Below are 25,058 nucleotides of genomic sequence, written 5' to 3' on the forward strand. Positions count from 1 at the left end.
CCGCTCAGTGCGCTCCGCTCAGTGCCCCTCGCGGGCCGGCCGCAGGCGGGTCTCCTCCAGGTCGAGCATGGACTGCGCCTGCGCGAGGATCCGCGACGGGTACGCGCCGTGACTGCGCGCCTCGGCGAGCGCGGCGCGTTCGGCGTCGACGATCGCGAGGCGGAGCTGCCGGTATTCGTGGTGCGGGGCGGCGTCGAGCACGTCGACACCGTCCTGGTCGTCGTGCGCCGCCTCCCACGCCGATTCGGCGCGGAGGAACGACGCCTGCCGGGCGCGCTCGATCACGTCGGGTGCCGGGTCGACCCCGGCGTTCGCCAGGGGGTCGTCGAGCGCGGCGAGCCCCGCGTATCCGAGCTCGTCGAGCAGGCTCGCGAGGGATCGGCGGTCTTCGAGCTCGTCGCGTCCGCTGATCCGCAGCAGTCGGATGAGCAGCGGCAGGGTGCCGCCCTGCACCACGATCGTGAGCACGGCGACGGTGAACGCGATGAGTACGAGTTGCTCGCGGTACGGCGTCGAGGGCGGCAACGACTGCGCCGCGGCGAGGGTGACGACCCCGCGCATGCCCGACCAGCCGAGCACGACGCCGCCGCGCCAGTCGATGTGCTCCCGTCGCAGCTCGTCGAGGTCGGCCCGCCTGCGCTCGTAGAACCGCCGAGCCCGTTCGCGGCGGCGCGCTTCGGCCGCGTTCGCGGGCGGGTGGTCGCGAGCGGCCAGCAGTGCCAGATGCATCCGATAGACCGACACCTCGGCGCGCTGCGCATCCCGCCCCATGAAGAAGAGCATCGGGAACACCCAGGCGAACCGCACGGCGACCAGGATGACCGAGATGAGGGCCCCGACGCCGATGGCGGCCGACACGCCGAACTCCGTCGAGTGCACGTGCTCGACGAGCGAGCGGATCTCGAGCCCGATGAGCAGGAACACCGCGTTCTCGAGCACGAACTGGATGGTCCGCCAGTTGATGCGATCGCTGATGCGGGCCTGCGCCGAGAACGCGGTGGGGCTCGCGTGACCCGTGTAGAGGCCCGCGACCACGACCGCCAGCACACCCGATGCATGCAGTTGCTCGGTGGGCATGAACGCGACGAACGGCACGACGATCGACACCGCGGTGTCGAGCACCGGATCGACGAATCGGCTGCGCACCCGCACCGTGAGCCAGCCGACCGCGAGACCGATCACGATCGCGACGACGACCGCGTAGAGGAAGTCGATGCTGATCTCCCACGGGCTGAGCATGCCGCCCGCCGCCGCGGCGACGGCCGAGCGCAGCAGCACGAGCGCGGTCGCGTCGTTCACGAGCCCCTCGCCCTCGAGCACCGTGAGGATGCGCGGCGGCAGGCCCAGCCGGCGACCGATCGAGGTCGCGGCGACCGCGTCGGGCGGGCTCACGATCGCGCCGACGGCCAGCGCGACCGCGAAGCCGACGGGGATGATCGCATTCAGCACCAGACCGATCACGAACGCGGACACGATGACGAGCGCGACCGAGAGGCTCGCGATCGTCGAGAAGTTGCGGCGGAAGTCGATCGTCGGCACCGAGATCGCGGCCGCGTACAGGATGGGCGGCAGCAGCCCGTCGAGGATGAGTTCGTGCGGCACCTCGAACGACGGCAGCGTGGGGATGTACGAGATGCCGATGCCCACGAGCACGAGGATGATCGGCGCCGCGATGCCGAGCCGTTTCGAGAAGGCCGTGACCGCAACGATCACGGCGACGCCGAGTACCGCGATCACACCGAAGTCGAGCATGCCTTCGACGGTATCGACAGATCGGGCTGCACGCCGAATCGGGCGCAGCATCCGACCGGGCGGTGACTCCACCCTGCCCGCTGTGAGTGCGCGCAGCGGATGCCTGCCATCTGCGCAATCCCCATGTCGGGGGTCACGGATAGACTGACCCCAAACCACAACCTGGGAGACCAACATGCATCGGTTCACCATGCCCGCAGCTACCGCCGCCATCGCGGGCGCCCTGCTGCTCGCCGGATGCGCCTCGACCGACGGATCGTCGGAGGCGAGCTCGTGCGACGTGATCAAGGTCGAGGTCCGCGACATCTCGAACGGCGCGCAGAACACCCTCGCCGCTGAAAGCGACCCCGCCGCCCTGTCCGACTACCTGTCGGGCCTGTCCGAGCGCGTCACCACGCTCGAGAGCGAGGCGCCGAACGACGACGTGAAGTCGGCCCTCGGCGACTTGAGCACGAGCATCGAGAACGCGGCGGGCTGGGCCGACGAGCAGCCGACCCCCGACCCTGAGGCCGAAGAGCCCGAGGGCCTCGACGCCGACGGCATCGCCGCCCAGCAGGAGTCGATCCAGGCTGCGGCGGTCAAGGTCACCGAGGTCTGCACGACCGACTGACGCACCGTCGACGGGTGGCAGGCGGCATCTGCCGCCTGCCGCTCGGCCACGGCGAAGCGGGGCCGCGTCCTAGGACGCGGCCTTCTTCTTCGCCGCAGGCTTGCGCTTCGGCGCTGGCTCGTCCGCGGCATCCGATCGCTTCGAGGACTTCGACGAAGTCGAGGTCTTCTTCTTCTTCGTCGCCGAGCGCTTCGGTTGCGCGCCCTCTTCCTCGTCGGTGGCCGCTTCGCCGGCCGCGCCGCTGCTGCCGCCGCCGCGCTTCGCGGCGATCGAGCGCCGCAGCGCCTCCATCAGATCGATGACCTCGGCGCCGCCCTCCTCGGGCTGCTCGCCGAACGTCGCGGCCGTGTCGATCGCGTCGCCCTGCTCGAGCTTCGCCTGAATCAGGGTGCGCAGTTCCTGCTGGTACTCGTCGACGTACTGCGTCGGATCGAAGTCGGAGACCAGGCTCTCGACCAACTGCTTCGAGAGCTTCAGCTCGTTGTCCGAGATCTTGACCTTCTCGTCGAGCGCCGGGAACTCGGCGGCGCGCACCTCGTCGCTCCAGAGCAGCGTCTGCACCATGAGCACGTCGCCGTGCACGCGCAGCGCCGCGAGCCGGGTCTTCTGCCGCAGCGCCATCCGCACGATCGCGGTTCGGTCGGTCGACTCGAGCGTCTCGCGCAGCAGCACGTACGCCTTCGACGACGCCGAATCGGGTTCGAGGTAGTAGCTGCGGTCGAACATGATCGGGTCGATCTGCGCGGTCGGCACGAACTCGACGACCTCGATCTCGCGGCTGCGCTCGGCGGGCAGCTGCTTCAGATCCTGGTCGGTGATGACGACGGTGCGCTCGCCGTCGTCGTAGGCCTTGTCGATGTCCTGGTAGGCCACGACCTCGCCGTCGATCTCGCACACGCGCTGGTACCGGATGCGTCCGCCGTCGGCGGCGTGCACCTGATGCAGGCTCACGTCGTGGTCCTCGGTGGCGCTGTAGAGCTTCACGGGCACATTGACGAGGCCGAATGTGACCGCCCCTTTCCAGACGGCTCGCATCCCCCCAGTACACACCCCCGGATGCCCCGTGGGAACCCCTCGCGGCCCACGCCCCGCCCTCCCGCCCCGCCCATGTACGCAATTCAGGTACGGAGGTGTGTCGTGCGGCGATTCGGGCTCCGAAACGACGACACGCCGAGGGGGAGCCTGAATTGCGTACAGGATGGGCGCACGGGATGGCGGGCGAGGCGGGGCGGCCGGGCGCGGCGGGGCGGGCGGGTGCGAGGATGGGCGCATGGCCGCGGGGGAGGAACGCCAGACGGTCGAGGTCGACGGGCGGATGCTGCGCCTCACGAACCTCGGCAAGGTCATGTATCCCTCCACGGGCATGACCAAGGGCGAGGTCGTGTCGTACTACGCGCAGATCGCGCCGGTGATGGTTCCGGTGGTCGCGGGCCGGCCGGTCACGCGCAAGCGCTGGGTGCACGGGGTCGGAACCGCGGATGCCCCGGGCGACGTGTTCTTCGAGAAGAACCTCGCCGAGCACGCACCCGAGTGGGTGCGGCGCGGCACCATCCGCCATTCCGACGGCCCGAAGGACTACCCGATCGCCGACGACCGGGCGACCCTGGTGTGGCTCGCGCAGCAGGCGTCGCTCGAGGTGCATGTGCCGCAGTGGCGGTTCCGGCCCGACGGGTCGGCGGGCGACCCCGACCGGTTGGTGTTCGACCTCGATCCGGGCGAGGGCATGGGTTTGGTCGAGTGCGCCGAGGTGGCGCGGCTGGTGCGAGACATCCTGCAGCCCATCGGGCTCGACCCGATCCCGGTGACCAGCGGCAGCAAGGGCATCCACCTGTACGCGGCGCTCGACGGTTCGCAGACCTCGCAGCAGGCGTCGGAGGTCGCGCACGAGCTGGCCCGCGCGCTCGAGGCCGACCACCCCGACCTCATCGTGTCGAGCATGCGCAAGACGCTGCGCACCGGCCGGGTGCTCATCGACTGGAGCCAGAACAACGCGAACAAGACCACGATCGCCCCGTATTCGCTGCGCGGCCGGTTGCGGCCGACGGTCGCGGCCCCGCGCACCTGGGACGAGCTGGATGACCCGGGGCTGCGCCAACTCGAGTGGACGGAGGTGCTCGCCCGAGTGGCCGACGGCGTCGACCCGTTCGCGCCGATCTCGCGGGTGGGCGGCGGGGGTCCGCTTGCGACGTACCTCGCGATGCGCAGCGCGGATGCCACGCCCGAGCCCATGCCCGCATCGGCATGGGCGGTGCCGAACGACGGAACCCCGCGGTTCACGATCCAGGACCACCACGCGAGGGCGCACCACTTCGACCTGCGGCTCGAGCGCGACGGCGTGCTGAAGAGCTGGGCGGTGCCGAAGGGCGTGCCCGAGACATCCGGCACGAACCATCTGGCGGTGCAGACCGAAGACCACCCGATCGAGTACCTGACGTTCGAGGGAACGATCCCGACGGGCGAGTACGGCGCCGGCTCGATGACGGTGTGGGAGACCGGTACGTACGATGCCGAGAAATGGCGCGACGACGAGATCATCGCGACGCTGACCGGGCGCCCGGGCGGGCCGCTCGGCACGGTGCGGCTCGCGCTCATCCGCACCGACGGCGAGGGCGAGAAGTCGAGCTGGCTGCTGCACCGCATGAAGGAGCAGCCCGCGGCACCGGCGGTCGGGCGCCCTTCGACCAGCTCAGGGAGCCCTCGACCGAAGCCCGCCGAGCCGTCGAAGCCCGCTGAGCCTGTCGAAGCGGAGCCGCACCCGACGCTGCGGCCGATGCTCGCCACACCGGGCACGGCGGGGCTCGTGTCGGGCGGCGGGTGGGCGCTGGAGTGGAAGTGGGACGGCATCCGGGTGCTCGCCCGGGTCGAGGACGGCGAGGTGCGGCTCACCAGCCGCAGCGGCCGGGACGAGACGGCGCGCTACCCCGAACTCGCTGGGCTCGCCGACGCGCTGCGCGCCGACGCGGTCGTCGACGGCGAGCTGGTCGCGCTCGACGAGAAGGGTCGGCCGAGCTTCGAGCGGATGCAGCCCAGGATGAACGTCGTCGACGCGCGCGAGATCGCGGGGCTCGTGGCATCCGTGCCGGTTCGTCTGCTGCTCTTCGACGTGCTCGAGATCGCGGGAATCCCGACGGTCGACGAACCGTACGAGCAGCGCCGCGCACGCCTCGAGAAGCTGCTGCGCCGCCGCCCCGAGGTGCCCGTCGAGGTGCCGCCGCAGGCCGACGGCACGCCGGCCGACGCGCTCGCCGAGGCCGCCCGACGGGGATACGAGGGCGTCGTCGCGAAACGGCTCGGGTCGCGGTACCGCCCGGGCGTGCGCAGCCCCGACTGGGTGAAGCTGAAGCTCAGCCGCACGCAGGAGGTCGTCGTCGGCGGGTACCGGCGGGGCATCGGCTCCAGGACGGGCAAGATCCGCTCGCTGCTCGTCGGCATCCCCGGCGAGGACGGCCGGCTCGAGTACGTCGGCCGGGTGGGCAGCGGCATCGGCGAGCGGCAGTCCGCCGAGCTGCTCGCCACGCTGCGCGAGCTCGAGACGGATGCCTCGCCCTTCGTCGTGGTGCCCGCCGCCGACGTCGCCGACGCGCAGTGGGTGGAACCGGTGCTCGTCGGCGAACTCGAGTTCGGGGAGTGGACGAGCACCGGGGTGGCGAGGCATCCGCGCTGGCGGGGTCTGCGGCCCGACAAGTCGCCCGGCGACGTCGTGCGCGAGACCTGACCCCCGAACGGGCGGGAAGAGGTGATCGAAAGACACCACCGTCATCCGCTTTCGAACGGGGGACAGATGTTCGGATGTCTCGGGGGTACCATGCGCACATGGGAACCCTCTATTACGGCGACTCCGGCACCCCGATCGGCATCGAGGATCGAGCGCTGGCGCACCTCAAGGTCGCGATCGTGACCAAGCTCCGGCGGGGGGAAGCCTTCACACTGTCCTGGCGTCACCCCGATGACCAGCCGCGCGGGCGCAGCACGCTGTGGATCCACCAGTCGATCCCGCTGCGGTTCGTCTTCGATACGCCCGTGACCCCCGAGCTCAGCCGCGAGTGGATCGAGGAGCTGATGCGGTCGGCCAACTCGACGGGTGGCATCCAGCTCATCGAGGAGCACATCGACACCGAGCCGATTCCGGCGGTCGAGACGCAGCCCGTGCTGTCGACGGGCGCACCCGACACCCCGGTCGGTCTGGTCGCGGTCGATCCGGCGACGACCAGCTGAGCGGCCGCCGCACCCGTCGGCGGCGGGCTCAGCCGACCGTCACGGTCGCTTCGTCGACCGCGAGCAGGTCGAGCAGCGCCCGCTCCGGTGCCCCGCGGCGCGACAGCACCCGGCCGGCCTCGTACGCGCTGACGATGCGCGGGTCGACGTAGCTCGCCTTCGCGATCGCGGGCGTGTTGCCGAGCACGGTCGAGGCGGCGATGATCGCGTCGCGCACCGCCGCGGCTCTCGCCCGGGCCGTGGGCGCGGTGCCGATCTCGGCGAGGGCTCCCGCGGCGACGAGCGTGCCCCGCAGCGTCCGGAAGTCCTTCGCGGTGAACTCGCCCCCGGTGCGGGCGCGGAGGTCGTCGTTCACCTCGGCGGCGCCGAGCGCGCGCATCCGTCTCGCGTCCGTCCCCACGTCGCCGTGCCAGGCGTACAGCCGGGACGCCGGCGAGCGTCGGCCCGAACGCTCGACGAACGCCGCGAGCGGGGCATCCGCGATCTCGACCCGCTGGGCGATGCCGCCCTTCGCGCGGAACCGCAGTTCGACGACGTCGTCGGCGACGGCGGCGTTGCGCACCAGCAGGGTGGTGAGCCCGCGGCTGCGGGCGCCCGCGAGCGACTCCTCCGAGCCGATGCGGATGGCACCGAGATCCAGCGTGCGGAACGCCGCCGCCAGCGCGCGCTCGCGCGGCAGCTCGCCGAGCGCGAGGTCGCGCACCACCGTGCGACGCGCCGCCGGCAGGGCGAGCGCGAGTCGAGTCATCCGCTCGAACTTCTCGAGATCCTGCCGTTCGCGCCAGGCCGGGTGGTAGAGGTACTGGCGCCGGCCCGCCGCGTCCACGCCGACCGCCAGCAGGTGCGCGTTCGGGGCATCCGAGATCCAGACCTCGGTCCATGCGGGCGGCACCGCGAGTTCGGCGATGCGCGCCCGTTCGGCGCGACCGGCGAGCCCGCCGTCGGTGTGCACGTAGGCGAACCCGGTGCCCCGGCGAACCCTGCGGTAGCCCGGCGACGCGTACGGCTCGACCCGGCGCAGGCGCGGCATGCGCGTCAGTGGTTGCGCAGCGCGCTGATCAACTCGGACTTGCGCTTCGAGCTGTAGCCCTTCAGGCCGAGCTCCTTCGCGCGCTTCTTCAGCCGGTCGACCGTCCAGTCGTCGTAATCGCCCGACTTGCCGCCCTTGCGTCCGACGGCGCTGCGACCCTTCGCGGCGGCCGCGTTCGAGATGCGCGCGGCCTTCTCCTTCGAGTCGCCTTCGTCGCGGAGCTTCTCGTAGAGCTCGGGGTCCTTCAGCGAACGGTTTCGTGAGCCTGGCATGGCTTCCTCCTTCTCGATCTGCTTCTCGGCTTGGTGTGCGCGGCTCCGCTCAGAGCGGGCGGCCGCCCGTGACCGGCAGGATGGCGCCCGACACGTACGACGCGTCGTCGGAGGCGAGGTACACGTACGCGCCCGCGAGCTCGGCGGGCTGCCCCGCCCGGCCGAGCGGCGTGTTGTGCCCGAACTCGGGCAGCTTGTCGGGCCATCCGGTCGCCGGGATCAGCGGCGTCCAGATCGGGCCGGGAGCGACCGCGTTCACCCGGATGCCTCGCGGCCCGAGTTCCTCCGCGAGCGCCTTCGTGAAGGCGACCAGCGCGGCCTTCGTCATCGCATAGTCGACCAGCGAGCTCGACGGGTCGAACCCCTGGATCGAGGTCGTCGTGATGATCGACGACCCGCCGCGCAGGTGCGGCACCGCCGCCCGGGTCAGGAAGATCGGCGCGAACAGGTTCACCCGCATCACGGTCTCGAAGTCGTCGGTCGGGATCTCGTCGATGCCGCCGCGGTTGCGCTGGTGCGCCGCGTTCAGCACGAGCAGGTCGATGCCGCCGAACGTTGAGCGCACCCGCGCGACCAGGTCGTCGCAGAACGACTCGTCGCGCAAGTCGCCCGGCACCATGAGCGGCATCCGGCCGGCGTCTTCGATCCAGCGCGCGGTCTCTTCGGCGTCGGCCTCCTCCTCGGGAAGGTACGAGATCGCGACATCGGCCCCCTCGCGCGCGAACGCGATCGCGACGGCGCGACCGATGCCCGAGTCGCCGCCGGTGATGAGCGACTTGCGCCCGACGAGGCGGTTCGCCCCGCGGTAGCTCTGCTCGCCGTGATCGGGCAGCGGATGCATCTGGTCGGTGAGTCCCGGAGGGCGCTGCTCCTGGCGGGGGAACGGTTCGGTCGTGTGCTTGGTGGTCGGATCGATGAGGTGGTCGTTGTGCATGGCGGATCCTCCCTCTTCGCCCGACGGTAGGCCCCGGGGGTCATGCCATCAAAGGGTTGACACGCCCTCGCCGGAGCGTGCCGGGCGCGCCGCCGCGCTCGCGACTAGCACCGCTCGGGAGCGGCGGTCAAGGCCTATCCGACGTGGACGCCCCGCCGTAGCGTCGAGGACGTGGGAGCTGAACGCGCCCTCCGCCCGGCCCGAGCGGCCGGCCCGATCCGCCACCGCGGGCCGGGACTTCCCAAGGAGAATGCCATGAACATCCTCATCGCCATCATCGCCATCGTCGCCATCGTCCTGCTCTTCACGGGCGGGTTCGTGCAATCGCTGAACTTCCTGCTCTGGGTCGGGATCGCACTGCTGGTGATCGCCGCGATCGTGTTCCTCGTGCGCTACATCTCAGGGGGCAAGAAGGCGGTGTAGCCAGCGCTCCGGGTCCTCGGCCCGCGTCGACGCTCGAAGGGGCGCCCCGTGAGGGGCGCCCCTTCGCCATGCCGCCGCGGCACTCGTGCGCGGCATCCGCGCGTGACGGCTCAGTCGCCGTCGAACTCCTCCTGCTGCTCGGGCTCGGGCACCCAGTGCAGACCGCCCGTGCTGTTCGCGGAGAGCAGGAACTGCTCGACCCACAGCCGGTTCAGCTTCGGCTGGCGATTGCCGCTGAACACGAACTGGAGCGGGATCGACTCGTGCAGCCAGATCGTCGTGCGCCCGCTGCCGTTCTCGAGTCCGTGCTCCCAGGTCATGGCGAAGCTCTCGGAGCGGCGCAGCTTGTTCAGGATCGCCACCCGCAAGTGGGCGAGCGTGCGGTCGTCGATCTCGAGCTCGCGCGCGGAGGAGTTGTAGATGAGCTTGCCCATGCAGGAAGCGTAGTTCGTCGCGATGCGCGACGGCGCAGCCGTGGAAGCGCACCGGTACCCGGAGGCAGATTGTCGTGTTCTTGCGTCCAGCGTCCTACGATTGCAGCCATGTCGAGACGACTTGCGGATGTCGCGCGGAAGGTCGGAGTCAGCGAGGCCACGGTCAGCCGCGTGCTGAACGGCAAGCCCGGCGTCTCCGCCTCCACCCGCGAAGCGGTGCTCACCGCGCTCGACGTGCTCGGCTACGAACGACCCACGAAACTGCGAGGCGAACGGGCGCGCCTGGTCGGGCTGGTGATGCCCGAGCTGCAGAACCCGATCTTCCCCGCGCTCGCCGAGGCGATCGGCGGCGGGCTCGCGCAGAACGGCTTCACCCCGGTGCTGTGCATCCAGACCGCCGGCGGCATCTCGGAGTCCGACTACGTCGAGCTGCTGCTGCACCAGCAGGTGTCGGGCGTGATCTTCGCGGGCGGCGCGTACACGCAGGCGGACGCCGGCCACGAGCACTACGAGCGGCTGCGCGAGCTGAAGCTGCCGACGGTGCTGGTCAGCGCACCGATCGACGGCATCGGGTTCGCGACCGTGTCGTGCGACGACGCGGTGTCGATGGAACAGGCGTTCGGGCACCTCGTGCAGCTCGGGCACGAGCGCATCGGCATCCTGCTCGGCCCGAGCGACCACATGCCCTCGCGGCGCAAGTACGAGGCCGCCCTGCGCATGGCCGAACGTCACGGCCTCGAGCTCGGCGAGGACCGCATCGTGCACTCGTTCTACTCGCTCGAATCGGGGCAGACCGCCGCGGCGAAACTGCTCGCGGCGGGCGTCACGGGCATCGTGTGCGCGAGCGATCCGATGGCGCTCGGCGCGGTGCGGGCCGTTCGCCGGGCGGGCCTTCGGGTGCCCGAGGACGTCTCGGTCATCGGGTACGACGACTCGGCGCTGATGAACTGCACCGAGCCGCCGCTCACCACCGTGCGCCAACCCATCGAGGCGATGGGCAAGATGGTGATCGAGCTGCTCATGCGCCAGATGTCGAGCGAGCGCCGCATCGGCGACGAGGTGCTCTTCGCACCCGAGCTCGTGGTCCGCGCGTCCACGGCCCCCGCGCCGCGCTGACCCCACCCCGCGCTCCGCGCCGCGCGCCCCCGGCGCCCGGCGCGCCGCCGGCGCGCCCCGCCGCCCTGCGGCCCGCCCGCGACTGTACGCAATTCAGGTTCGCGCACGGCGTGTCGCCCTCCGGGGCAGCATTCGGATGCCCGACACACCTCCGAACCTGAATTGCGTACGAAGCGGGGTGGGGGCAGGGGTGCGCGTGGGGCGGGCTTGCGCGGAATCTGCAAGTGACATCCGCAAGTTCACGCAAGTCGTCGCAAACTGATGCTTGATTGTTGAATAGTTGCATCATTCTGTTGCTCTCATTACGTTGACGGGCATCGACGCCGTCGTCCTCCGATCGGTGTCGCGCGAACCCCTTCCGACACGAGGAGCGACCAAGCGTGACCATGCCACTCACCGGTGCCCGCCCGGTTCCCCCGGCCCTCACCGAGGACCCGCTGTGGTGGCGCAGCGCCGTCATCTACCAGGTGTACGTGCGCAGCTTCGCGGACTCCGACGGCGACGGCACGGGTGACCTGCGCGGCGTGCGCAGCCGGCTCGGCTACCTGAAGGAGCTCGGCGTTGACGCGCTCTGGTTCAACCCCTGGTACCCGTCGCCCCTCGCCGACGGCGGCTACGACGTCGCCGACTACCGGGACATCCACCCCGCCTTCGGCACCCTCGAGGACGCCGAGCAGCTCATCGCCGAAGCCCTCGAGCTGGGCATCCGCACGATCATCGACATCGTCCCCAACCACATCAGCTCGGAGCATCCGTGGTTCCAGGCCGCCCTCGAAGCCGGCCCCGGCAGCCCCGAGCGCGAGCGCTTCTGGTTCCACCCGGGCAAGGGTCCGAACGGCGACGAGATGCCGACCCGCTGGGTCTCGAACTTCCAGGGCGACACGTGGACCCGCACCACCGACCCCGACGGCACGCCGGGGGAGTGGTACCTGCACCTGTTCACCCCCGAGCAGCCCGACCTGAACTGGAACCACCCCGACGTGCGCGCCGAGCACGAGGACATCCTGCGGTTCTGGTTCGACCGCGGCGTCGCGGGCGTGCGCATCGACTCCGCCGGCCTGCTCATCAAGGACCCGACCCTGCCCGAGGTGCCCGAGTCGGTCGCTCCCGGTCAGCACCCCACCGAGGACCGCGACGAGGTGCACGACGTCTACCGGTCGTGGCGGCGCATCGCCGACGAGTACGAGGGCACGCGCGTGCTGGTCGGCGAGGTCTGGGTGCCCGACGCGGCCCGCTTCGCCGCGTACCTGCGCCCCGACGAGATGCACACGGCCTTCAACTTCGATTTCATGTCGCGAGCCTGGGATGCCACGGAGCTGCGCACCTCGATCGATCTGATGCTCGCGGCGCACGCACCGGTCGGCGCCCCCAGCACCTGGGTGCTCTCGAACCACGACGTGACCCGGCCCGTCACCCGGTACGGCCGTGAGGACTCGTCGTTCGCGTTCGCCAAGAAGCGGTTCGACACGCCGACCGACCTCGAGCTCGGCGCGCGCCGCGCCCGCGCCGCCGCGCTGCTCACGGCCGCCCTGCCCGGGTCGCTGTACCTCTACCAGGGCGACGAGCTCGGCCTGCCCGAGGTCGAGCTGCCGCGCGAGGTGCTCGAGGACCCGATGCACTTCCGCTCCGGCGGAGTGGACCCCGGTCGTGACGGATGCCGCGTGCCGCTGCCGTGGCGCGGGTCGTCGGCGCCGTTCGGGTTCAGCCCCGACCGCACGCCCGACGGCGAAGCATCCGCGCAGCCCTGGCTGCCCCAGCCCGACGCGTGGGCCGCGCTCAGCGTCCAGGCGCAGGAGGCCGACCCGTCCTCGATGCTGTGGCTGTACCGCCAGGCGCTGCGCATCCGCAAGCGCGAGGCCGCGCTCGGCGACGGCACGCTCGCGTGGCTCGACAGTGCGCCCGACGTGCTCGCGTTCCGACGCGGCGACGACCTCGTCTCGGTCACCAACCTCGGCGCCGAGCCGATCGACCTGCCCGACCACGAGAGCATCCTGCTCTCCAGCACGCCGCTCGCCGGCGGCCTGCTGCCCACCGACTCGACCGTCTGGCTCCGTACGACGAGCTGACCCGAGAAGCCGCGGCGAACCGCGGCTGCACCCCGCAACACCACCTCAACACAGCACCGAAAGGACTGGACAATGAAGTCACCACGCAAGGTCGCGATCGCGGGGCTCACCGCGCTCGTGATGGCGGGCACGCTCGCCGCGTGCAGCCAGGGCGGCGACGACGCGTCGAGCGGCAAGACCGAGCTGCGCGTCGCCACGTTCCCGCCCGGCGCCGACGCAGCGGCGTACGAGGCCTTCGCCGAACAGGAGAAGCAGTTCGAGAAGGCCAACCCCGACATCGACATCATCGGCGTCGAATACGAGTGGGAGGGCCCGACCTTCGCCGTGCAGCTCGCCGGCGGCAGCCTGCCCGACGTGTTCACCGTGCCGTTCACCGACTCGAAGACCCTGCTCGAGAACGGCCAGCTGATGGACGTGACCGACGAGATCACCGAGCTCGGCTACGCCGACTCGTTCAACCCGATCATCATCGAGGAGGTCACCGACGCGAACGGGCACATCTTCGGGTTCCCGCGCCAGGCGTACGCGATGGGTCTGCACTACAACCGCGACCTGTTCGAGGAGGCCGGGCTCGACCCCGACAGCCCGCCGACCACGTGGGACGAGGTGCGCGCCGCAGCGAAGACCATCGCCGAGAAGACCGGCAAGGCCGGGTACGCCCAGATGGCGATGAACAACACGGGCGGCTGGCAGCTCACCGCGGCGACCGCCGCGCGCGGCGGCCGGATCCAGGAGGCGAACGGCGACGGCACCTACACGTCGACGATCGACAACGACGCCACCAAGGCGGCGCTGCAGTTCCTGCACGACCTGCGCTGGGAGGACAACTCGTTCGGCGCGAAGTTCGACCTCGACTGGGGCACCATCAACCAGGAGTTCGCGGCCGGCAACATCGGCATGTACACCTCGGGCTCCGACGTCTACACCGCCCTGGTGCGCGACTTCGGCATGCCCTCCGAGCAGTACGGCCTCACCGTCGTGCCGCTCGAGGGCGACGACCCGGGCACCCTCGGCGGCGGCGACATCGCCGTGATGAGCCCGACGCTCGACGACGAGACCAAGGCCGCCGGCGTCAAGTGGATCGACTGGTACTACATGCAGAAGCTGCTGAACGAGGACGCCGCCGTGCTCGACGCCCAGACGCTCGCCGCGAGCGACCAGGCCGTCGGCACCCCGCTGCTGCCGGTCGTCAGCCGTGAGCAGTACGAGCAGTCGCTGATCTGGATCGAGGACTACATCAACGTGCCCCGCGACCAGATGGCGCCGTTCATCGACGGCATCTGGGACCAGACGCCCGTCGGCGAGCCGAAGGGCAAGACGCAGGAGATCTACGCCCTGCTCGACCCGGTGGTGCAGGCCGTGCTCACCGACCAGAACGCCGACATCGACGCCCTGCTGACGCAGGTCAACGACGAGGCGCAGGCGCTGCTGGACAACTAGGCAGCCCACCCGCCCTGTTCGCAATTCAGGTTCGCGCTCGGCGTGTCGGCCCGGCACGCCGAGCGCGGCCGGCGACACGCCGGGCGCATCCTGAATTGCACACCGCGCAGATCGAGAAGAGGACCTCATGACGCTCACCGCCGAGCCGCCGCCGGCCGCTCCCGACACCGCCGAGCAGGTGTCCGAGGCATCCGCATCGCCGCGTCGTCGGCGCACCCGCAACCCGCGCACCTGGCTGCAGGGCGGCGGCCTCGCGAACCTGGTGTTCGTGCTGCCGATGCTCGTCGTCTTCGGCATCTTCAGCTGGTCGCCGATCGTGCAGTCGGTGATCATGAGCTTCCAGAAGACGAACCTCATCACCAGCGAGTTCGTCGGGCTCGACAACTTCATCAACGTGCTCGAGGACCCGCTGCTCGGTCGCGCGGTCCTCAACACCCTCTACTTCGCGGTGCTCGCGCTGCTGTTCGGGTTCCCGCTGCCGATCTTCATGGCCGTGCTGATGAGCGAGGTCAAGCGCGGCAAGGGCCTGTACTCGGCGCTCGCGTACCTGCCCGTCGTGGTGCCGCCCGTCGTCGCGGTGCTGCTCTGGAAGGTCTTCTACGACGCCAGCCCCACCGGCGTGTTCAACACGGTGCTCGGCTGGGTCGGCATTCCGCCGCAGCCGTGGCTGCAGAGCCCCGACACCGCGATGCCCTCGCTCGTGCTCGAGGCGACCTGGGCCGCCGCCGGCGGATCGATCATCATCTACCTCGCCGCCCTGCTCGCGGTGCCGCCCGAGCTCTACGACGCCGCCGAGGTCGACGGCGCCACCATCTGGCAGAAGATCTGGCACGTCACCCTGCCGCAGCTGCGGGGCATCCTCTTCATCATGCTCATCCTGCAGGTCATCGCGACCGCGCAGGTCTTCCTCGAGCCGTTCCTGTTCACCGGCGGCGGGCCGAACAACGCGACCGTCACCGTGCTGCTGCTCATCTATCGCTACGCATTCCAGAACTCGCTGGGCGGCAACTACGGCGAGGCGACCGCGCTGTCGGTGATGCTCGCCATCGTGCTGGCCCTGCTGAGCTGGCTGTACTTCAAGCTGACCGACCGCTGGAGCACCTCATGACGACCACCACCGGCTCCGCGTCGGAGCTCACCCGCAAGGAGGGCTCGCGGCGCTCGCTGGCAGCGCTGCGGCCCCGCCGCCGCCCCAAGCGCGTCGACCCCGACTCGGTCGGCGACCGCGGCATCGTCTCGGAGTTCGACCGGCGCAAGGGCTCGACCCGGGTCGGCATGTCGGCGGTGCACGTGTTCCTGCTCGTCGGGCTCGTGGTCGCCGGCCTCGGGCCGATCCTGTGGCTCGCGAAGGCCGCGGTCACCCCCACGCAGGACACGCTGCGGCAGCCGTTCGCGCTCTGGCCGAACGGCATCGACTGGGAGAACCTCTCCACCGCGTGGAATGACATCCACATCGACCAGTACTTCTTCAATACGCTCGTCATCGCGGCAGGTGCGTGGTTCTTCCAGCTGCTCGTCGCGACGACCGCGGGCTACGCGCTGTCGGTGCTGCGGCCTGCGTACGCGAAGGTGCTGAACGGACTCGTGCTCGCGACGCTGTTCATCCCGTCGGTGGTGCTGCTCGTGCCGCTCTACCTCACGATCGTGAATCCGCCGCTGTTCGGCCGCGACTTCTCGCTGCTGAACAACTACGCCGCGGTGTGGCTGCCGATGGCGGCGAACGCGTTCAACATCCTGCTCGTGAAGCGGTTCTTCGACGGGCTGCCGCGCGAGGTGTTCGAGGCGGCGCGCACCGATGGCGCAGGCCCGTTCCGGTTGTTCTGGTCGGTGGTGCTGCCGATGTCGAAGCCGATCCTCGGCGTGGTCTCGGTGTTCGCCGTGATCGCCGCCTGGAAGGACTACCTCTGGCCGATGCTGGTGCTGCCGAACCCCGCCGTGCAGCCGCTGTCGGTGCGGTTGCCGGCGGTGCAGTCGCAGACCGAGCTCGACGTGTTCCTGGCCGCACTGGCGATCGCGACGATCATCCCGATCGCGCTGTTCCTGGTGTTCCAGGGGGTGTTCCTGCGGTCGGCGGGCCTCGGGGGAGCGGTCAAGGGGTGATGCCGGTCAGGATGCCTCGCCGGCACGTCGGCACCGATTCGCGTTCGGCGGCCGTCGTGGGTTAGACTCTCGTGGTTGCCTGATCGCAGACGAAGCGGCAGGCACGACCCATGCGCCCGTAGCTCAATGGATAGAGCATCTGACTACGGATCAGAAGGTTGGGGGTTCGAGTCCCTCCGGGCGCGCGAGATAGCGGCTCCAGTTTCGACTGGGGCCGCTTCGTCGTTAACGCCGAACCGCAGCCACTCGTAGGGCACGTCGAGGACGACCGAGAGCGCGAGAGCGCTTCGCTTGTCCATCGGCGAGCGACCGGTTGTCAGGTTCGTGATCGTGTTCCGGGCGACTTCGAGTTCGTCGGCAAGTTCGCCAACCCCGATGCCTCTCACCTGCATCACCTTCCGCAGCCGATCTCCGGCCTGGAAGGTCATCTCTTCGACGATGGTCATGTCGTCATCTTCGCACAATAGTTGTGCGACACGCCGCATTCAATCCCAGGCAACGTGCCGCGTGGTCTCGATGGTTGGGCCATGCGCAACCGTTGCGCAATCCAAAGGGGTTGAAATGGCAAAGCAGATTGTGGTTCTCCAGCGTGGCTGGGTCGTCGTCGGTGACGTGAAGCTCGGGGAGTCGCTCGACGAGCTCGTGATCGAGGACGCGGCGGTCATCCGGCGCTGGGGTACGACGAAGGGTCTCGGCGAGCTCGTCGACGGGCCGACGGAGTCGACGGTTCTCGACAAGGCCGGCACGGTGCGGGTGCACCCGCTCGCGGTCGTGCTGTCGATCGACGTGAACGAGGCGAAGTGGACTCCGGCGGCGACGGCGTGACGTTCGCCGTGCAGTCGGGCGACGTTCGCCCGTCGGCGCTGTCGCTCGTCGAGGTCGGTCACCGCCTGGTGATGGATCGCGGCGACGGCTACGGCTACGGCTACGGCGACGGCGACGGCTACGGCTACGGCTACGGCTACGGCTACGGCGACGGCGACGGCGACGGCTACGGCGACGGCGACGGCGACGGCTACGGCTACGGCTACGGCTACGGCTACGGCGACGGCGACGGCTACGGCTACTGATCCTCGCGGCCCGGTCGCTGACGCTGGCGACCGGGCCGCCCTGCTCTTGGAGAACACACCAAATGACCATCGACAGCGACGGCGAGCTGATCCGCGATCGGCTCTGGTTCGAAGACGGGTTCGTGACGGTTCCGAACTCGTGGGCGCGTGATCCGATGATCACGCACCAGGCGCGCGGCCTGCTGCTGCAGATCACGAGCCACAAGCCCGGGTTCCAGGTCTCGATCCGAGCCCTGGTCAGCGGCGCTATCAACGGCCGCGACGCGATCCAGGCGCAACTCAACGAACTCATCCGGGCCGGGTACATCGTGCGCGAGGAGCGCCGTGTGCACGGCATGAAGCGCTACCGCTACCGCCTCTGCGACCCGCATGCGCCTGTGGATAACTCCGGTCAGGCATCGTTCGACCTCGACACGATGGCCGACGAAAACCCCAGGTCGGCCCCACGTCCGGGTTTTCAGGACACGGAAAACCCGGACACGGAAAACCAGATCCTGAAAACCCGGACACTTAAGAAGAACTATCTAAAGAACACTTCTACTGGTTCTGTTCCAGAGGTAACCACAGAGCAGCCTGTGGATAACTCGCCGGAGTCGGCTGGCGTTCAAGGCGATGCGGAGGCGCAAAGCGCCACTCCCTCCGACGCGCTCCCAGCCGAATGGGCGTGCCCGAGGCGGCGCGGCACCCAGCCGCACGTCTGGCTTGAATCCGGGTACTGCCGCGACTGCGGCACCCGCGTCCCCGAGGTGGTGCACGCGTGAGTCGCCGACGCACCACATGGCGTCCGGTGCGCGAGCCGTTCGAGTCGCCTACCGCTCAGGCCGCGTTCATCGCGACCGGCACCCTCATCGCCGTGCTCCTCGCGGCATCCGTTCTCGCATGGCTGGGAGGCATCTGATGACGAAGACCCGCAAGTGGCGCGTCGAGCGCGCAGGCGCACCGACCGGAGGCTTCCTCCGGGGGTGGCTCGCGACGAGCGGCGACGGCGTCGGCGCGTACTTCACGACGTGGCCCGAAGCGATCGACTTCGCCACGAGGCAGGCCGACGAGGCCTTCGCCCGTGAGATGCACGCAGCAGCAGCAGCAGCAGCAGCAGTGACGACCCTCGTGCGCCGCGAGCTCGCGCTCACCGGCATCGCATGCCGGTATGACCTGCACAAGCTCTGCACCCTCACCACATGTGACTGCGACTGCCACCGTGCCGTGACCAGCGGCCCCGAGATCGAGGAGACCGCAGCATGATGACGCTCGACGAGCTACCGCCCCTCGTTCTGCTCCCACCAAGCCTTGGTGCGTGGTTGCTCTACGGCGTCGTGGTGTTCCGAGAGCGACGCGCGGCGCGGGCGATCGTGGTCGCGCAGCGCGTGGAGCACGCCGAGGCGGATCACGAGGTAGAGGGCGAGGAGACCGAGCACAAGCCCGACGATCCAGCCGAGGATCAGCATGATGTCCATGCCCGGATGGTAGCGCCATGAGCCAGCACCACCGTCGCACGAAGCACACGACCCACGCGCCGAAGGTCCGCGAGCAGATCGCCGCCCGCCTCCCGCTCCCGTGCGTCGAGTGCGGCCATCCGGTCCATGCCGAGCAGTCGTGGCATGTGGCACACATCGTGCCGGCATCCCAGGGTGGACGCACCACGATCAGCAACTGCGGCCCCGCGCACAGCATCTGCAACCTCAAGTCGGGCGGGCGCATGGGCGCGGCCGTCACGAACCGACGCCGTCGGGCGGTCCGCGACTCGGGCGAAGGGATCAGGAAATGGTGAGCGCGACTCCGGTTTTTGAGGACGGCTCCCGAACCTCCGCCTACGGCAGCAAGGAATTCTCTCTCGAATTGTGGGATCGCGTCCGAAACCGCGGAATCGCGCCCACGTTCGCCGGCCCCCTCTCGGATGACCCCGAACTTCGCCTCGAGTTCCTCGTCGGGGCCCGGGACTTCGGCTTCGAGCTCGTCGACCTCGACGATGAAGCCGAAGTCGCACGCCTTCGGGCGATGTCGCCGCCGAGATTCCCGTTGCAGCCGCAACAGCTGCTCATCGCGGACGCGCTGAACGCCGCCGTCGACGAGGCCGCGATCGAGATCGTGCGTCGCGGCTCGAAGACGACGAGCATCATGATCTGGTGTCATGGCCGATGCAAGTGCCGGCCCGGATACCAGGTCACGTTCTCCGCGCAGTCGGGCGTGAAGGGCTCCGCCCGTCTTCGGGAGTGGAAGACGCGCCTCGACGCCGTCACCCCGCCCGATGACCAGGACCTGCCGCCGTGGCTCCGGAACCGTGGCCCGCGACAGACCCGGCAGCAGACGCGCGCGGCCACCCTGTTCGACATCGAGCTACCACGCGACGAACCGACTCGACGTGGGTTCAAGATCATGCTCGGCGAGGTCGGGAAGGGCATCTACTACGAGAACGGGTCGACGTTCCTCGTCCTCAAGCCCGACGCGGAGGCGTACCGCGGCGAGGCCGGCGACGTGTCATGGATCGACGAGATGCAGGAGCTCGACCCCGAGGCCGGCGCCGACCTCATGGCCGGCCTCGTCCCGCTCCAAGACACGAAGGAGGGCGGTCTAATCGTGTGCTCGGGCACCGCCGGCGAGGCCCGCGTCGGCCCGTTCTGGGAGCGCGTCGAACGCCTCCGACGCGGCGACGGCATCGGCGGCCTCGACTTCTGCGCCCCCGAGGACACGCCGTGGGAGCTTGTCGAGGACGAAGAGCGCGCGATGGAACTTCTCCAGACGGTGCACCCGGGCATCGGGACGCTCACCACGCTCGAGAAGATGCGCAAGAACTGGCACAAGCTCGACAAGCCGAAGTGGGCACGCGAGTACCTCTCGCTGTGGCCCGAGACGTTCGGTGTCCGCGCTGTGCCGGCCGAGCAGTGGGCCGACGCGGCGATGTCGCGGCGGGTCCCGATCCCGCAGCGTGTCGCGTTCGGCATGGCGATCAAGCCCGGCGGCGGCGTCGCGGCGATCGTCGCCGCATGGCGCAACGCGAAGGGCGTCGCGTACATCGAGGTCGTCGAGCACCGCTCCGGAACTGCGTGGATGCCCGAGCGCGCCGCCGAGCTCACGACCAAGTACCGCGGCTCGACGATCGCCTACGACGACATCGCCGAGGGCAAGGCCACCGCAACCGAGATGCTCACCCTGCCGCGCCGGCCGAGACTGCGGATGCAGACGTACCGCGAGACCGCGGCGGGCTGTGTCCAGATCCTCCGCGACCTCGAGCGCGGCAAGCTCCGCCACTTCGACCAGACCGGGCTGAACGCGGCCGCCGCGCGCGCCGCGAAACGTGAGACACGCAACGACCAGGGTGTGTGGCTGTGGACACCGGCCGAACGCGGCGAGGACATCACCTGCCTCGACGCCGCCACCCGGGCACTGCGCAACTGGGACCAGCACTTCGGCACCCGCCGAGCATCGACAGGAGTAGTGATCGCAGCATGACCGTCCGCCACGACAAGAGCACCACCTCGATCGTCACGACGTGCACCGAATGCCCGTACTGGTACGCGTTCAATTTCGAGGCCGAGCTCGCCGAAGCCGCCGCGATCCGGCACAAGATGACAGTGCACGACATGCCCGAAGCGAAGGCTCGGAAGGCCGAGCGCGAACGCGCACGTCGGATGCGACACGCCGCCGCAGTCTGAAACGTGGTCGATTCTGCGGAGCATTCTTCCCGTGGGAATCTTCAACGGCTTTCGTTTCGCATCCGGTGTAGCCGGCTCGAACGTCGTGCCGTTCCCGAAGCGCCCGTCGATGGGCATCGTCTCGCCGTGGACGGACAACACCGGCGTGCTGGAGCAGCTCGTCGCGAAAGACATCCTCGGCGTGACTCTCCCGACTGTGACTCGTGCGCAGGCGATGAAGGTGCCGGCCGTCGTGAAGGCGCGCGCGCTCCTGCACGCGGTCATCGCGACCCGGCCTCTCCGCGCCTACCGCGGCGATGAGCTCCGCCCCGAGCCCGAGCAGCCGACGTGGCTCTACCGCTCGGACTCGTACATCGCGCCTCGGCTCCGCACGAAGCTGATCCTCGACGACCTGATCTTCGACGAGGCATCCCTGCTCCGGGTGACGCGCGGCGCCGAGAACGCGATCCTCGACGCAGTCCACGTCGACTACTCGCGCTGGGAGGTCGACGAGACCGGCATCATCTCGATCGACAAGCAGCCCGTCGACCGCGACGAAGTGATCTGGATTCCCGGCCCCGGCCCCGGCCTACGCCGGATCGCGGCCGACACGATCGACGCCGCCCTCTCGACCGAGGCCGCGTGGAAGCAGCGCGTGCGCAACCCGTTCCCCGCGATGGTCATCTTCCAGGAAGAGGACGTGCAGCTCGAACCCGAAGAGGTCAAAGACATGGTCGACTCCGTCGCCGCTGCACGCCGCAGCATCGACGCGGCGGTCATGTTCGTGCCGTACGGGAACCGGATCGAGTCGCACGCGGCCGACACCACCGACCTGTTCGAGTCGGGCCGCAACGCGATCCGCATCGACTTCGCGAACTTCTTCAACATGCCGACCGCGCTCCTCGACGGATCGGTCGCCGAGGCATCCCTGACGTACTCGACGCAGGAAGGCCGCCGCAACGACTTCCTCGACCTCACCGTGCCGTACTGGTCCGGCCCCATCGAGGATGCCCTCTCGCTCGACAACGTCGTCCCGCGCGGGCAGCGCGTTCGGTTCGACTTCTCCGACCTCATCACGCCGACCGCGTCCCCGGCCGGCCCCACCGTGGAGGATTGACCATGACCGACAACCTGATCGAGTTCGAGGGCGGCGATGTGCTCGCCAACCTCGACGAGCGCACCATCACCGGTCTGCTCATCCCGTTCGGCGAGGAAGGCCGCACGAACATCGGCCGGTTCCAGGTCGAGGCATCCGCCGTCGCCCTGCCCGCCGACCCGGCCGTCGTCGGCATCAACCGCGACCACATCCGCTCCGACGTCGTCGGCCGTGCCGTGCGCATCTGGGAAGAGCCCCGCGGCGTCATGGCGTCGTTCAAGATCGCAAACACCCCCGAGGGCGACGCCGCCCTCGCCGACCCCACCCGGCGCAAGCTGTCCGCCGAGTTCGGGCCTGCCGTCATCAAGGCAGGCCGACTCGTCGCCGGACACGCGAAGCTCTGGGGCGCCGCGCTCGTCCCGGCCGGCGCGTTCCCGTCCGCGCAGGTGCTCGCCGCCGACACCGACACGGTCGAGGTCGAAGGGTACGAGCGGCCCGCGCACACCGAGAGCTCGTCGAGCTACTCGTCGAGCTTGGACAACGGCCACGAGTACGCCGACGAGACGACCACCGTCGAAGACATCGAAGACCTCGGCGACGGCAAGAAGCGCATCACCCGCACGGTCACCACCGTGACGGAGATCACCGAACCTGCATCCGCCCCGGATGAGGACAACACCGAAGGAGAGTCCACCGTGACCGACACGAACACCGAGGTGCTCGCCGGGGCGCAGCCCCGACCCGTCGCGCAGGCCGCTGGCCTCATCGCGACGACCCCCGCGACCGCCTCGCCCCGCCCCACCGAAGCCCGCCAGGTCTTCGCCGCGATCGCCGCTCTGAAGGCGAACCCGTTCGACCGAGACGCCGAGCAGGTGCTCGCCGCCCTCGCCGACGTGAACGTCAGCGGCAACGGCTCGCTCCCGACCGGCGCGAACGGCACCGCCTCGGTCATCCCGCCCAACTGGGTCGGGCAGCTGTACCAGGGCATCGAGTACACGCGCGAGTACATCCACCTGATGACGCTCGGCACCGACATCACCCTCACCGGCAAGAAGGGCTATGGCCTCTTCCGCCGCGCCGCGACGACCGGCACCACCGAGATGGCGCTCGCAGCGACCGGATCCGGCTCGGGCACGTGGGCCGGCAACAAGACCGAGCTCCCGTCGCACTCCGGCTTCACCGCGCCGAAGACCTCGTCGCTTCGCCGGTTCGCGCGCGGCAACGACTTCGCCCGCGAATGGGTCGACCTGCCCGGCGGCGAGGAGATGGTCGAGTCCTACATCCGCCTCCTCATCGAGGAGCACGCGTACTGGTCCGACCAGAACGCCTTGGCGGACATCGTCACCGCCGCCGGCACGCCCGTCGCACCCGCGACCGCCCTGTTCCCCGACGACTACCCCGACGCGCTCGGCATGCTCATCCAGGGCATCCTGGCCGTCAAGAAGCGCAAGCCGAACAACCAGCGCCGCGACACCCCCACGTTCGCGATCGCGAACGAGGTCGCGTTCGCGCAGCTGGTCTACGCGGCCGGCGGCGACCAGAACCTCCCCGCGTTCGTCAACATCGCCGTCTCCTCCGACCGCACCGGCACGGTCGACGGCACCGTCACCGTCGTGCAGGGCGAGACGGGCATCGACGACACCGCCTCGGTCATCGTCGGCGACAAGCGCGCGATCGAGTTCGACGAGCTCCCCGGCGGCCCGCTCCGCATCGACGCCCTCGAACTCGCCAAGGGCGGCATCGACCGGGCCGTGCACGGCTACCTCCAGACCTTCGAGGTTCGCCCCGAGGCCGTCGTCCTCGTCGGCACCGCCGACGAGGCGTAACCCCCCGAACTCCGGGGCCGCGCGCGTAACCCCACACGCGCGGCCCCGGAACCCAACCAGAAGGGAGGCGATGACGTGGCCTTCTACATCGGGGACGCCCCCGCACAGCCGTTCGTGATCGAACCTCCCGACACGATCGACCTCGACGAGTTCGACACCGTCACCGCCGTGCTCGTCGACCCTGCGGGCGGCACCGAAACGATGGAATCACTCTTCGACGAAGAGGCCGGCGCGATCCTCGTCGACATCGACGCACCCCTCAACCTGGAGGGCATCTACCGGCTCCGGCTCGTGCTCGACGGTGACGGCGGCGTGAGGATGCTCCCCGAGATTCGGCTCGTCGTCCAGGACCCCGACAGCAAGTGGCACACCCTCGACACCGCTCGCGCCGAATGGGCCGACGCCGAACACCTCGCAGACCCGGTGCTGTACGAGCTCCTCGAGGTCGCCAAGGGCGAGGTGCTCGAGTTCGCCCCGGCCCTCGCCGAGGACGCCCCGGTCCCGATCCGATACCGGAAGGGGCAGCTGATGCAGGCCCGCAACATCCTGAACGCGGCCGGCGTCGACCCATCCACCGGCGACGACGGTGCCGGATCGTTCGTGATCCGCCCGTTCCCCCTGGACTGGCAGGTGAAGCAGACGCTTCGCCCCAAGCACGGAATCCCGGTGTTCGGATGACCGCCCCCCGCACCGTGCTCGCCGCATCGCTCAAGCCGATCCTCCCGAAGTCGTGGGCGATCGTCGAAAGCGCCCGCACCGTCGACGACATCCCGACCACCGTCGTCCAGATCATCCAGCGCACCATCACCCGGCTCCCGGCCGCGCCGATCGGACGCCACTTCGTCGGGATGACGCTCATGATCAGCGTTCCCGAGCAGTCGATGAAGCACGCAGAAGACACCCTCGACGAGCAGGTCGACGACTTCATCCACGCGCTCGACAGCATCGGCATCGCATGGTCGAACGCCGAGAAGGTGCAGACCAAGGGCTCCAAGCGCATCGCCTACCAGATCACCGTCAACGTCATCTCGAACAAGGAGTAGAA

At 69.7% G+C, this 25,058-nt stretch carries 29 protein-coding genes and 1 tRNA gene; 22 read left to right on the top strand and 8 right to left on the bottom strand.

The features are described from left to right. Positions 1–18: 18 nt before the first annotated feature. Positions 19–1,752, bottom strand: coding sequence for a cation:proton antiporter (locus MTO99_RS16320; protein WP_243554874.1), 1,734 nt, complete (start codon positions 1,750–1,752; stop codon positions 19–21). Between the two features lie 175 nt (positions 1,753–1,927). Here MTO99_RS16320 and MTO99_RS16325 point away from each other — a divergent pair, with 175 nt between their 5' ends. Further along, a complete protein-coding gene (locus MTO99_RS16325) occupies positions 1,928–2,362 on the top strand; it encodes a hypothetical protein (RefSeq protein ID WP_243554875.1) in 435 nt (144 codons plus the stop codon). 69 nt (positions 2,363–2,431) lie between these two features. Here MTO99_RS16325 and ku read toward each other — a convergent pair whose 3' ends face one another. Further along, positions 2,432–3,397 carry a non-homologous end joining protein Ku gene (gene ku, locus MTO99_RS16330; RefSeq protein WP_243554876.1) on the bottom strand — a complete coding sequence of 322 codons (966 nt, stop codon included), beginning with the start codon at positions 3,395–3,397 and terminating at the stop codon, positions 2,432–2,434. 235 nt (positions 3,398–3,632) lie between these two features. Between ku and MTO99_RS16335 the strand changes: the two genes are divergently transcribed. Both MTO99_RS16335 and MTO99_RS16340 read left to right on the top strand, forming a co-directional pair. Continuing rightward, the gene (locus MTO99_RS16335; protein ID WP_243554877.1) at positions 3,633–6,077 is read left to right on the top strand and encodes an ATP-dependent DNA ligase; all 2,445 of its coding nucleotides are present in this window, start codon (positions 3,633–3,635) and stop codon (positions 6,075–6,077) included. 98 nt (positions 6,078–6,175) lie between these two features. After that, positions 6,176–6,577: a DUF7882 family protein gene (locus MTO99_RS16340; protein ID WP_243554878.1), complete on the top strand. Its 402-nt coding sequence runs from the start codon at positions 6,176–6,178 to the stop codon at positions 6,575–6,577. 28 nt (positions 6,578–6,605) lie between these two features. On the opposite strand, the gene MTO99_RS16345 is transcribed toward MTO99_RS16340, so the two are convergent. Genes MTO99_RS16345 through MTO99_RS16355 form a run of 3 tightly spaced genes read right to left on the bottom strand, consistent with a single transcriptional unit; the run spans position 6,606 to position 8,813 of the window. Further along, the gene (locus MTO99_RS16345; protein WP_243554880.1) at positions 6,606–7,607 is read right to left on the bottom strand and encodes a DNA topoisomerase IB; all 1,002 of its coding nucleotides are present in this window, start codon (positions 7,605–7,607) and stop codon (positions 6,606–6,608) included. Between the two features lie 5 nt (positions 7,608–7,612). Continuing rightward, positions 7,613–7,879: a DUF7218 family protein gene (locus tag MTO99_RS16350; protein WP_243554882.1), complete on the bottom strand. Its 267-nt coding sequence runs from the start codon at positions 7,877–7,879 to the stop codon at positions 7,613–7,615. A 49-nt stretch (positions 7,880–7,928) separates the two neighbouring features. Beyond that, positions 7,929–8,813, bottom strand: coding sequence for an SDR family oxidoreductase (locus MTO99_RS16355; RefSeq protein ID WP_243554887.1), 885 nt, complete (start codon positions 8,811–8,813; stop codon positions 7,929–7,931). A 255-nt stretch (positions 8,814–9,068) separates the two neighbouring features. Between MTO99_RS16355 and MTO99_RS16360 the strand changes: the two genes are divergently transcribed. Then, entirely contained in the window at positions 9,069–9,236 is a 168-nt protein-coding gene (locus MTO99_RS16360) for a hypothetical protein (RefSeq protein WP_168209126.1), read from the top strand. A gap of 110 nt (positions 9,237–9,346) precedes the next feature. Here the strand turns inward: MTO99_RS16360 and MTO99_RS16365 are convergent, their stop codons facing one another. Next, positions 9,347–9,670, bottom strand: a complete 324-nt coding sequence (locus MTO99_RS16365; protein WP_243554889.1) for a DUF7882 family protein — start codon at positions 9,668–9,670, stop codon at positions 9,347–9,349. Positions 9,671–9,778: 108 nt separating this feature from the next. Between MTO99_RS16365 and MTO99_RS16370 the strand changes: the two genes are divergently transcribed. The 6 genes from MTO99_RS16370 to MTO99_RS16395 all read left to right on the top strand — a co-directional run bounded on the left by MTO99_RS16370 (position 9,779) and on the right by MTO99_RS16395 (position 16,577). Further along, the gene (locus MTO99_RS16370) at positions 9,779–10,786 is read left to right on the top strand and encodes a LacI family DNA-binding transcriptional regulator (protein ID WP_243554891.1); all 1,008 of its coding nucleotides are present in this window, start codon (positions 9,779–9,781) and stop codon (positions 10,784–10,786) included. A 386-nt stretch (positions 10,787–11,172) separates the two neighbouring features. Continuing rightward, entirely contained in the window at positions 11,173–12,852 is a 1,680-nt protein-coding gene (locus MTO99_RS16375) for a glycoside hydrolase family 13 protein (protein ID WP_243559158.1), read from the top strand. 72 nt (positions 12,853–12,924) lie between these two features. After that, a complete protein-coding gene (locus MTO99_RS16380; protein ID WP_243554893.1) occupies positions 12,925–14,292 on the top strand; it encodes an ABC transporter substrate-binding protein in 1,368 nt (455 codons plus the stop codon). A 127-nt stretch (positions 14,293–14,419) separates the two neighbouring features. Beyond that, the gene (locus MTO99_RS16385; RefSeq protein ID WP_243554895.1) at positions 14,420–15,400 is read left to right on the top strand and encodes a carbohydrate ABC transporter permease; all 981 of its coding nucleotides are present in this window, start codon (positions 14,420–14,422) and stop codon (positions 15,398–15,400) included. Beyond that, the gene (locus MTO99_RS16390) at positions 15,397–16,392 is read left to right on the top strand and encodes a carbohydrate ABC transporter permease (protein WP_243554897.1); all 996 of its coding nucleotides are present in this window, start codon (positions 15,397–15,399) and stop codon (positions 16,390–16,392) included. The genes MTO99_RS16385 and MTO99_RS16390 overlap by 4 nt, the downstream gene beginning before the upstream one ends. Before the next feature lie 112 nt (positions 16,393–16,504). After that, positions 16,505–16,577: transfer RNA gene (locus MTO99_RS16395), tRNA-Arg, on the top strand. Here MTO99_RS16395 and MTO99_RS19200 read toward each other — a convergent pair. Next, positions 16,536–16,877 (bottom strand): helix-turn-helix domain-containing protein, encoded by a 342-nt coding sequence (locus tag MTO99_RS19200; RefSeq protein ID WP_354002536.1) that lies wholly within the window; start codon positions 16,875–16,877, stop codon positions 16,536–16,538. The genes MTO99_RS16395 and MTO99_RS19200 overlap by 42 nt on opposite strands. A gap of 76 nt (positions 16,878–16,953) precedes the next feature. Here MTO99_RS19200 and MTO99_RS16405 point away from each other — a divergent pair, with 76 nt between their 5' ends. The 5 genes from MTO99_RS16405 (at position 16,954) to MTO99_RS16425 (ending at position 18,704) form a co-directional block, all read left to right on the top strand. Continuing rightward, complete coding sequence (locus tag MTO99_RS16405) at positions 16,954–17,217, top strand: hypothetical protein (protein WP_243554900.1); 264 nt, start codon at positions 16,954–16,956, stop codon at positions 17,215–17,217. Continuing rightward, on the top strand, positions 17,193–17,462 hold the full coding sequence (locus tag MTO99_RS16410) for a hypothetical protein (protein ID WP_243554902.1): 270 nt from the start codon (positions 17,193–17,195) through the stop codon (positions 17,460–17,462). Before MTO99_RS16405 ends, MTO99_RS16410 begins: the two co-directional genes overlap by 25 nt. Before the next feature lie 62 nt (positions 17,463–17,524). Continuing rightward, positions 17,525–18,223 (top strand): hypothetical protein, encoded by a 699-nt coding sequence (locus MTO99_RS16415; RefSeq protein ID WP_243554904.1) that lies wholly within the window; start codon positions 17,525–17,527, stop codon positions 18,221–18,223. Beyond that, a complete protein-coding gene (locus MTO99_RS16420; RefSeq protein ID WP_243554906.1) occupies positions 18,220–18,360 on the top strand; it encodes a hypothetical protein in 141 nt (46 codons plus the stop codon). The genes MTO99_RS16415 and MTO99_RS16420 overlap by 4 nt, the downstream gene beginning before the upstream one ends. Then, positions 18,360–18,704: a hypothetical protein gene (locus MTO99_RS16425; protein WP_243554908.1), complete on the top strand. Its 345-nt coding sequence runs from the start codon at positions 18,360–18,362 to the stop codon at positions 18,702–18,704. Before MTO99_RS16420 ends, MTO99_RS16425 begins: the two co-directional genes overlap by 1 nt. A 14-nt stretch (positions 18,705–18,718) precedes the next feature. Here MTO99_RS16425 and MTO99_RS16430 read toward each other — a convergent pair whose 3' ends face one another. Further along, positions 18,719–18,916, bottom strand: coding sequence for a hypothetical protein (locus tag MTO99_RS16430; protein ID WP_243554909.1), 198 nt, complete (start codon positions 18,914–18,916; stop codon positions 18,719–18,721). 17 nt (positions 18,917–18,933) lie between these two features. Here MTO99_RS16430 and MTO99_RS16435 point away from each other — a divergent pair, with 17 nt between their 5' ends. The 7 genes from MTO99_RS16435 to MTO99_RS16465 all read left to right on the top strand — a co-directional run bounded on the left by MTO99_RS16435 (position 18,934) and on the right by MTO99_RS16465 (position 25,056). After that, positions 18,934–19,230: an HNH endonuclease signature motif containing protein gene (locus MTO99_RS16435; RefSeq protein WP_243554911.1), complete on the top strand. Its 297-nt coding sequence runs from the start codon at positions 18,934–18,936 to the stop codon at positions 19,228–19,230. Beyond that, positions 19,224–20,909, top strand: coding sequence for a hypothetical protein (locus MTO99_RS16440; protein WP_243554913.1), 1,686 nt, complete (start codon positions 19,224–19,226; stop codon positions 20,907–20,909). Before MTO99_RS16435 ends, MTO99_RS16440 begins: the two co-directional genes overlap by 7 nt. Continuing rightward, a complete protein-coding gene (locus MTO99_RS16445; RefSeq protein WP_243554914.1) occupies positions 20,906–21,112 on the top strand; it encodes a hypothetical protein in 207 nt (68 codons plus the stop codon). Before MTO99_RS16440 ends, MTO99_RS16445 begins: the two co-directional genes overlap by 4 nt. 31 nt (positions 21,113–21,143) lie before the next feature. Then, positions 21,144–22,208: a phage portal protein gene (locus tag MTO99_RS16450; protein WP_243554916.1), complete on the top strand. Its 1,065-nt coding sequence runs from the start codon at positions 21,144–21,146 to the stop codon at positions 22,206–22,208. A gap of 2 nt (positions 22,209–22,210) precedes the next feature. After that, positions 22,211–24,013, top strand: coding sequence for a hypothetical protein (locus MTO99_RS16455; RefSeq protein ID WP_243554918.1), 1,803 nt, complete (start codon positions 22,211–22,213; stop codon positions 24,011–24,013). 75 nt (positions 24,014–24,088) lie between these two features. Next, positions 24,089–24,691 carry a hypothetical protein gene (locus MTO99_RS16460; protein WP_243554920.1) on the top strand — a complete coding sequence of 201 codons (603 nt, stop codon included), beginning with the start codon at positions 24,089–24,091 and terminating at the stop codon, positions 24,689–24,691. After that, positions 24,688–25,056, top strand: a complete 369-nt coding sequence (locus MTO99_RS16465; RefSeq protein ID WP_243554922.1) for a hypothetical protein — start codon at positions 24,688–24,690, stop codon at positions 25,054–25,056. Before MTO99_RS16460 ends, MTO99_RS16465 begins: the two co-directional genes overlap by 4 nt. Positions 25,057–25,058 lie beyond the last annotated feature (2 nt).

Origin of the sequence: Agromyces larvae (assembly GCF_022811705.1) — a bacterium.
Lineage (GTDB): Bacteria > Actinomycetota > Actinomycetes > Actinomycetales > Microbacteriaceae > Agromyces > Agromyces larvae.

Excerpts from the sequence above, each read along its gene's own strand:
- ku (WP_243554876.1), bottom strand. The coding sequence starts at position 3,397 with ATGCGAGCCGTCTGGAAAGGGGCGGTCACATTCGGCCTCGTCAATGTG.
- MTO99_RS16430 (WP_243554909.1), bottom strand. The coding sequence starts at position 18,916 with ATGGACATCATGCTGATCCTCGGCTGGATCGTCGGGCTTGTGCTCGGT.
- MTO99_RS16380 (WP_243554893.1), top strand. The coding sequence starts at position 12,925 with ATGAAGTCACCACGCAAGGTCGCGATCGCGGGGCTCACCGCGCTCGTG.
- MTO99_RS16415 (WP_243554904.1), top strand. The coding sequence starts at position 17,525 with ATGACCATCGACAGCGACGGCGAGCTGATCCGCGATCGGCTCTGGTTC.
- MTO99_RS16465 (WP_243554922.1), top strand. The coding sequence starts at position 24,688 with ATGACCGCCCCCCGCACCGTGCTCGCCGCATCGCTCAAGCCGATCCTC.
- MTO99_RS16440 (WP_243554913.1), top strand. The coding sequence starts at position 19,224 with ATGGTGAGCGCGACTCCGGTTTTTGAGGACGGCTCCCGAACCTCCGCC.
- MTO99_RS16335 (WP_243554877.1), top strand. The coding sequence starts at position 3,633 with ATGGCCGCGGGGGAGGAACGCCAGACGGTCGAGGTCGACGGGCGGATG.
- MTO99_RS16445 (WP_243554914.1), top strand. The coding sequence starts at position 20,906 with ATGACCGTCCGCCACGACAAGAGCACCACCTCGATCGTCACGACGTGC.
- MTO99_RS16385 (WP_243554895.1), top strand. The coding sequence starts at position 14,420 with ATGACGCTCACCGCCGAGCCGCCGCCGGCCGCTCCCGACACCGCCGAG.
- MTO99_RS16360 (WP_168209126.1), top strand. The coding sequence starts at position 9,069 with ATGAACATCCTCATCGCCATCATCGCCATCGTCGCCATCGTCCTGCTC.
- MTO99_RS16390 (WP_243554897.1), top strand. The coding sequence starts at position 15,397 with ATGACGACCACCACCGGCTCCGCGTCGGAGCTCACCCGCAAGGAGGGC.
- MTO99_RS16345 (WP_243554880.1), bottom strand. The coding sequence starts at position 7,607 with ATGCCGCGCCTGCGCCGGGTCGAGCCGTACGCGTCGCCGGGCTACCGC.
- MTO99_RS16425 (WP_243554908.1), top strand. The coding sequence starts at position 18,360 with ATGACGAAGACCCGCAAGTGGCGCGTCGAGCGCGCAGGCGCACCGACC.
- MTO99_RS16325 (WP_243554875.1), top strand. The coding sequence starts at position 1,928 with ATGCATCGGTTCACCATGCCCGCAGCTACCGCCGCCATCGCGGGCGCC.
- MTO99_RS16435 (WP_243554911.1), top strand. The coding sequence starts at position 18,934 with ATGAGCCAGCACCACCGTCGCACGAAGCACACGACCCACGCGCCGAAG.
- MTO99_RS16405 (WP_243554900.1), top strand. The coding sequence starts at position 16,954 with ATGGCAAAGCAGATTGTGGTTCTCCAGCGTGGCTGGGTCGTCGTCGGT.
- MTO99_RS16355 (WP_243554887.1), bottom strand. The coding sequence starts at position 8,813 with ATGCACAACGACCACCTCATCGATCCGACCACCAAGCACACGACCGAA.
- MTO99_RS16340 (WP_243554878.1), top strand. The coding sequence starts at position 6,176 with ATGGGAACCCTCTATTACGGCGACTCCGGCACCCCGATCGGCATCGAG.
- MTO99_RS16375 (WP_243559158.1), top strand. The coding sequence starts at position 11,173 with ATGCCACTCACCGGTGCCCGCCCGGTTCCCCCGGCCCTCACCGAGGAC.
- MTO99_RS19200 (WP_354002536.1), bottom strand. The coding sequence starts at position 16,877 with ATGCGGCGTGTCGCACAACTATTGTGCGAAGATGACGACATGACCATC.
- MTO99_RS16320 (WP_243554874.1), bottom strand. The coding sequence starts at position 1,752 with ATGCTCGACTTCGGTGTGATCGCGGTACTCGGCGTCGCCGTGATCGTT.
- MTO99_RS16455 (WP_243554918.1), top strand. The coding sequence starts at position 22,211 with ATGACCGACAACCTGATCGAGTTCGAGGGCGGCGATGTGCTCGCCAAC.
- MTO99_RS16350 (WP_243554882.1), bottom strand. The coding sequence starts at position 7,879 with ATGCCAGGCTCACGAAACCGTTCGCTGAAGGACCCCGAGCTCTACGAG.
- MTO99_RS16365 (WP_243554889.1), bottom strand. The coding sequence starts at position 9,670 with ATGGGCAAGCTCATCTACAACTCCTCCGCGCGCGAGCTCGAGATCGAC.
- MTO99_RS16370 (WP_243554891.1), top strand. The coding sequence starts at position 9,779 with ATGTCGAGACGACTTGCGGATGTCGCGCGGAAGGTCGGAGTCAGCGAG.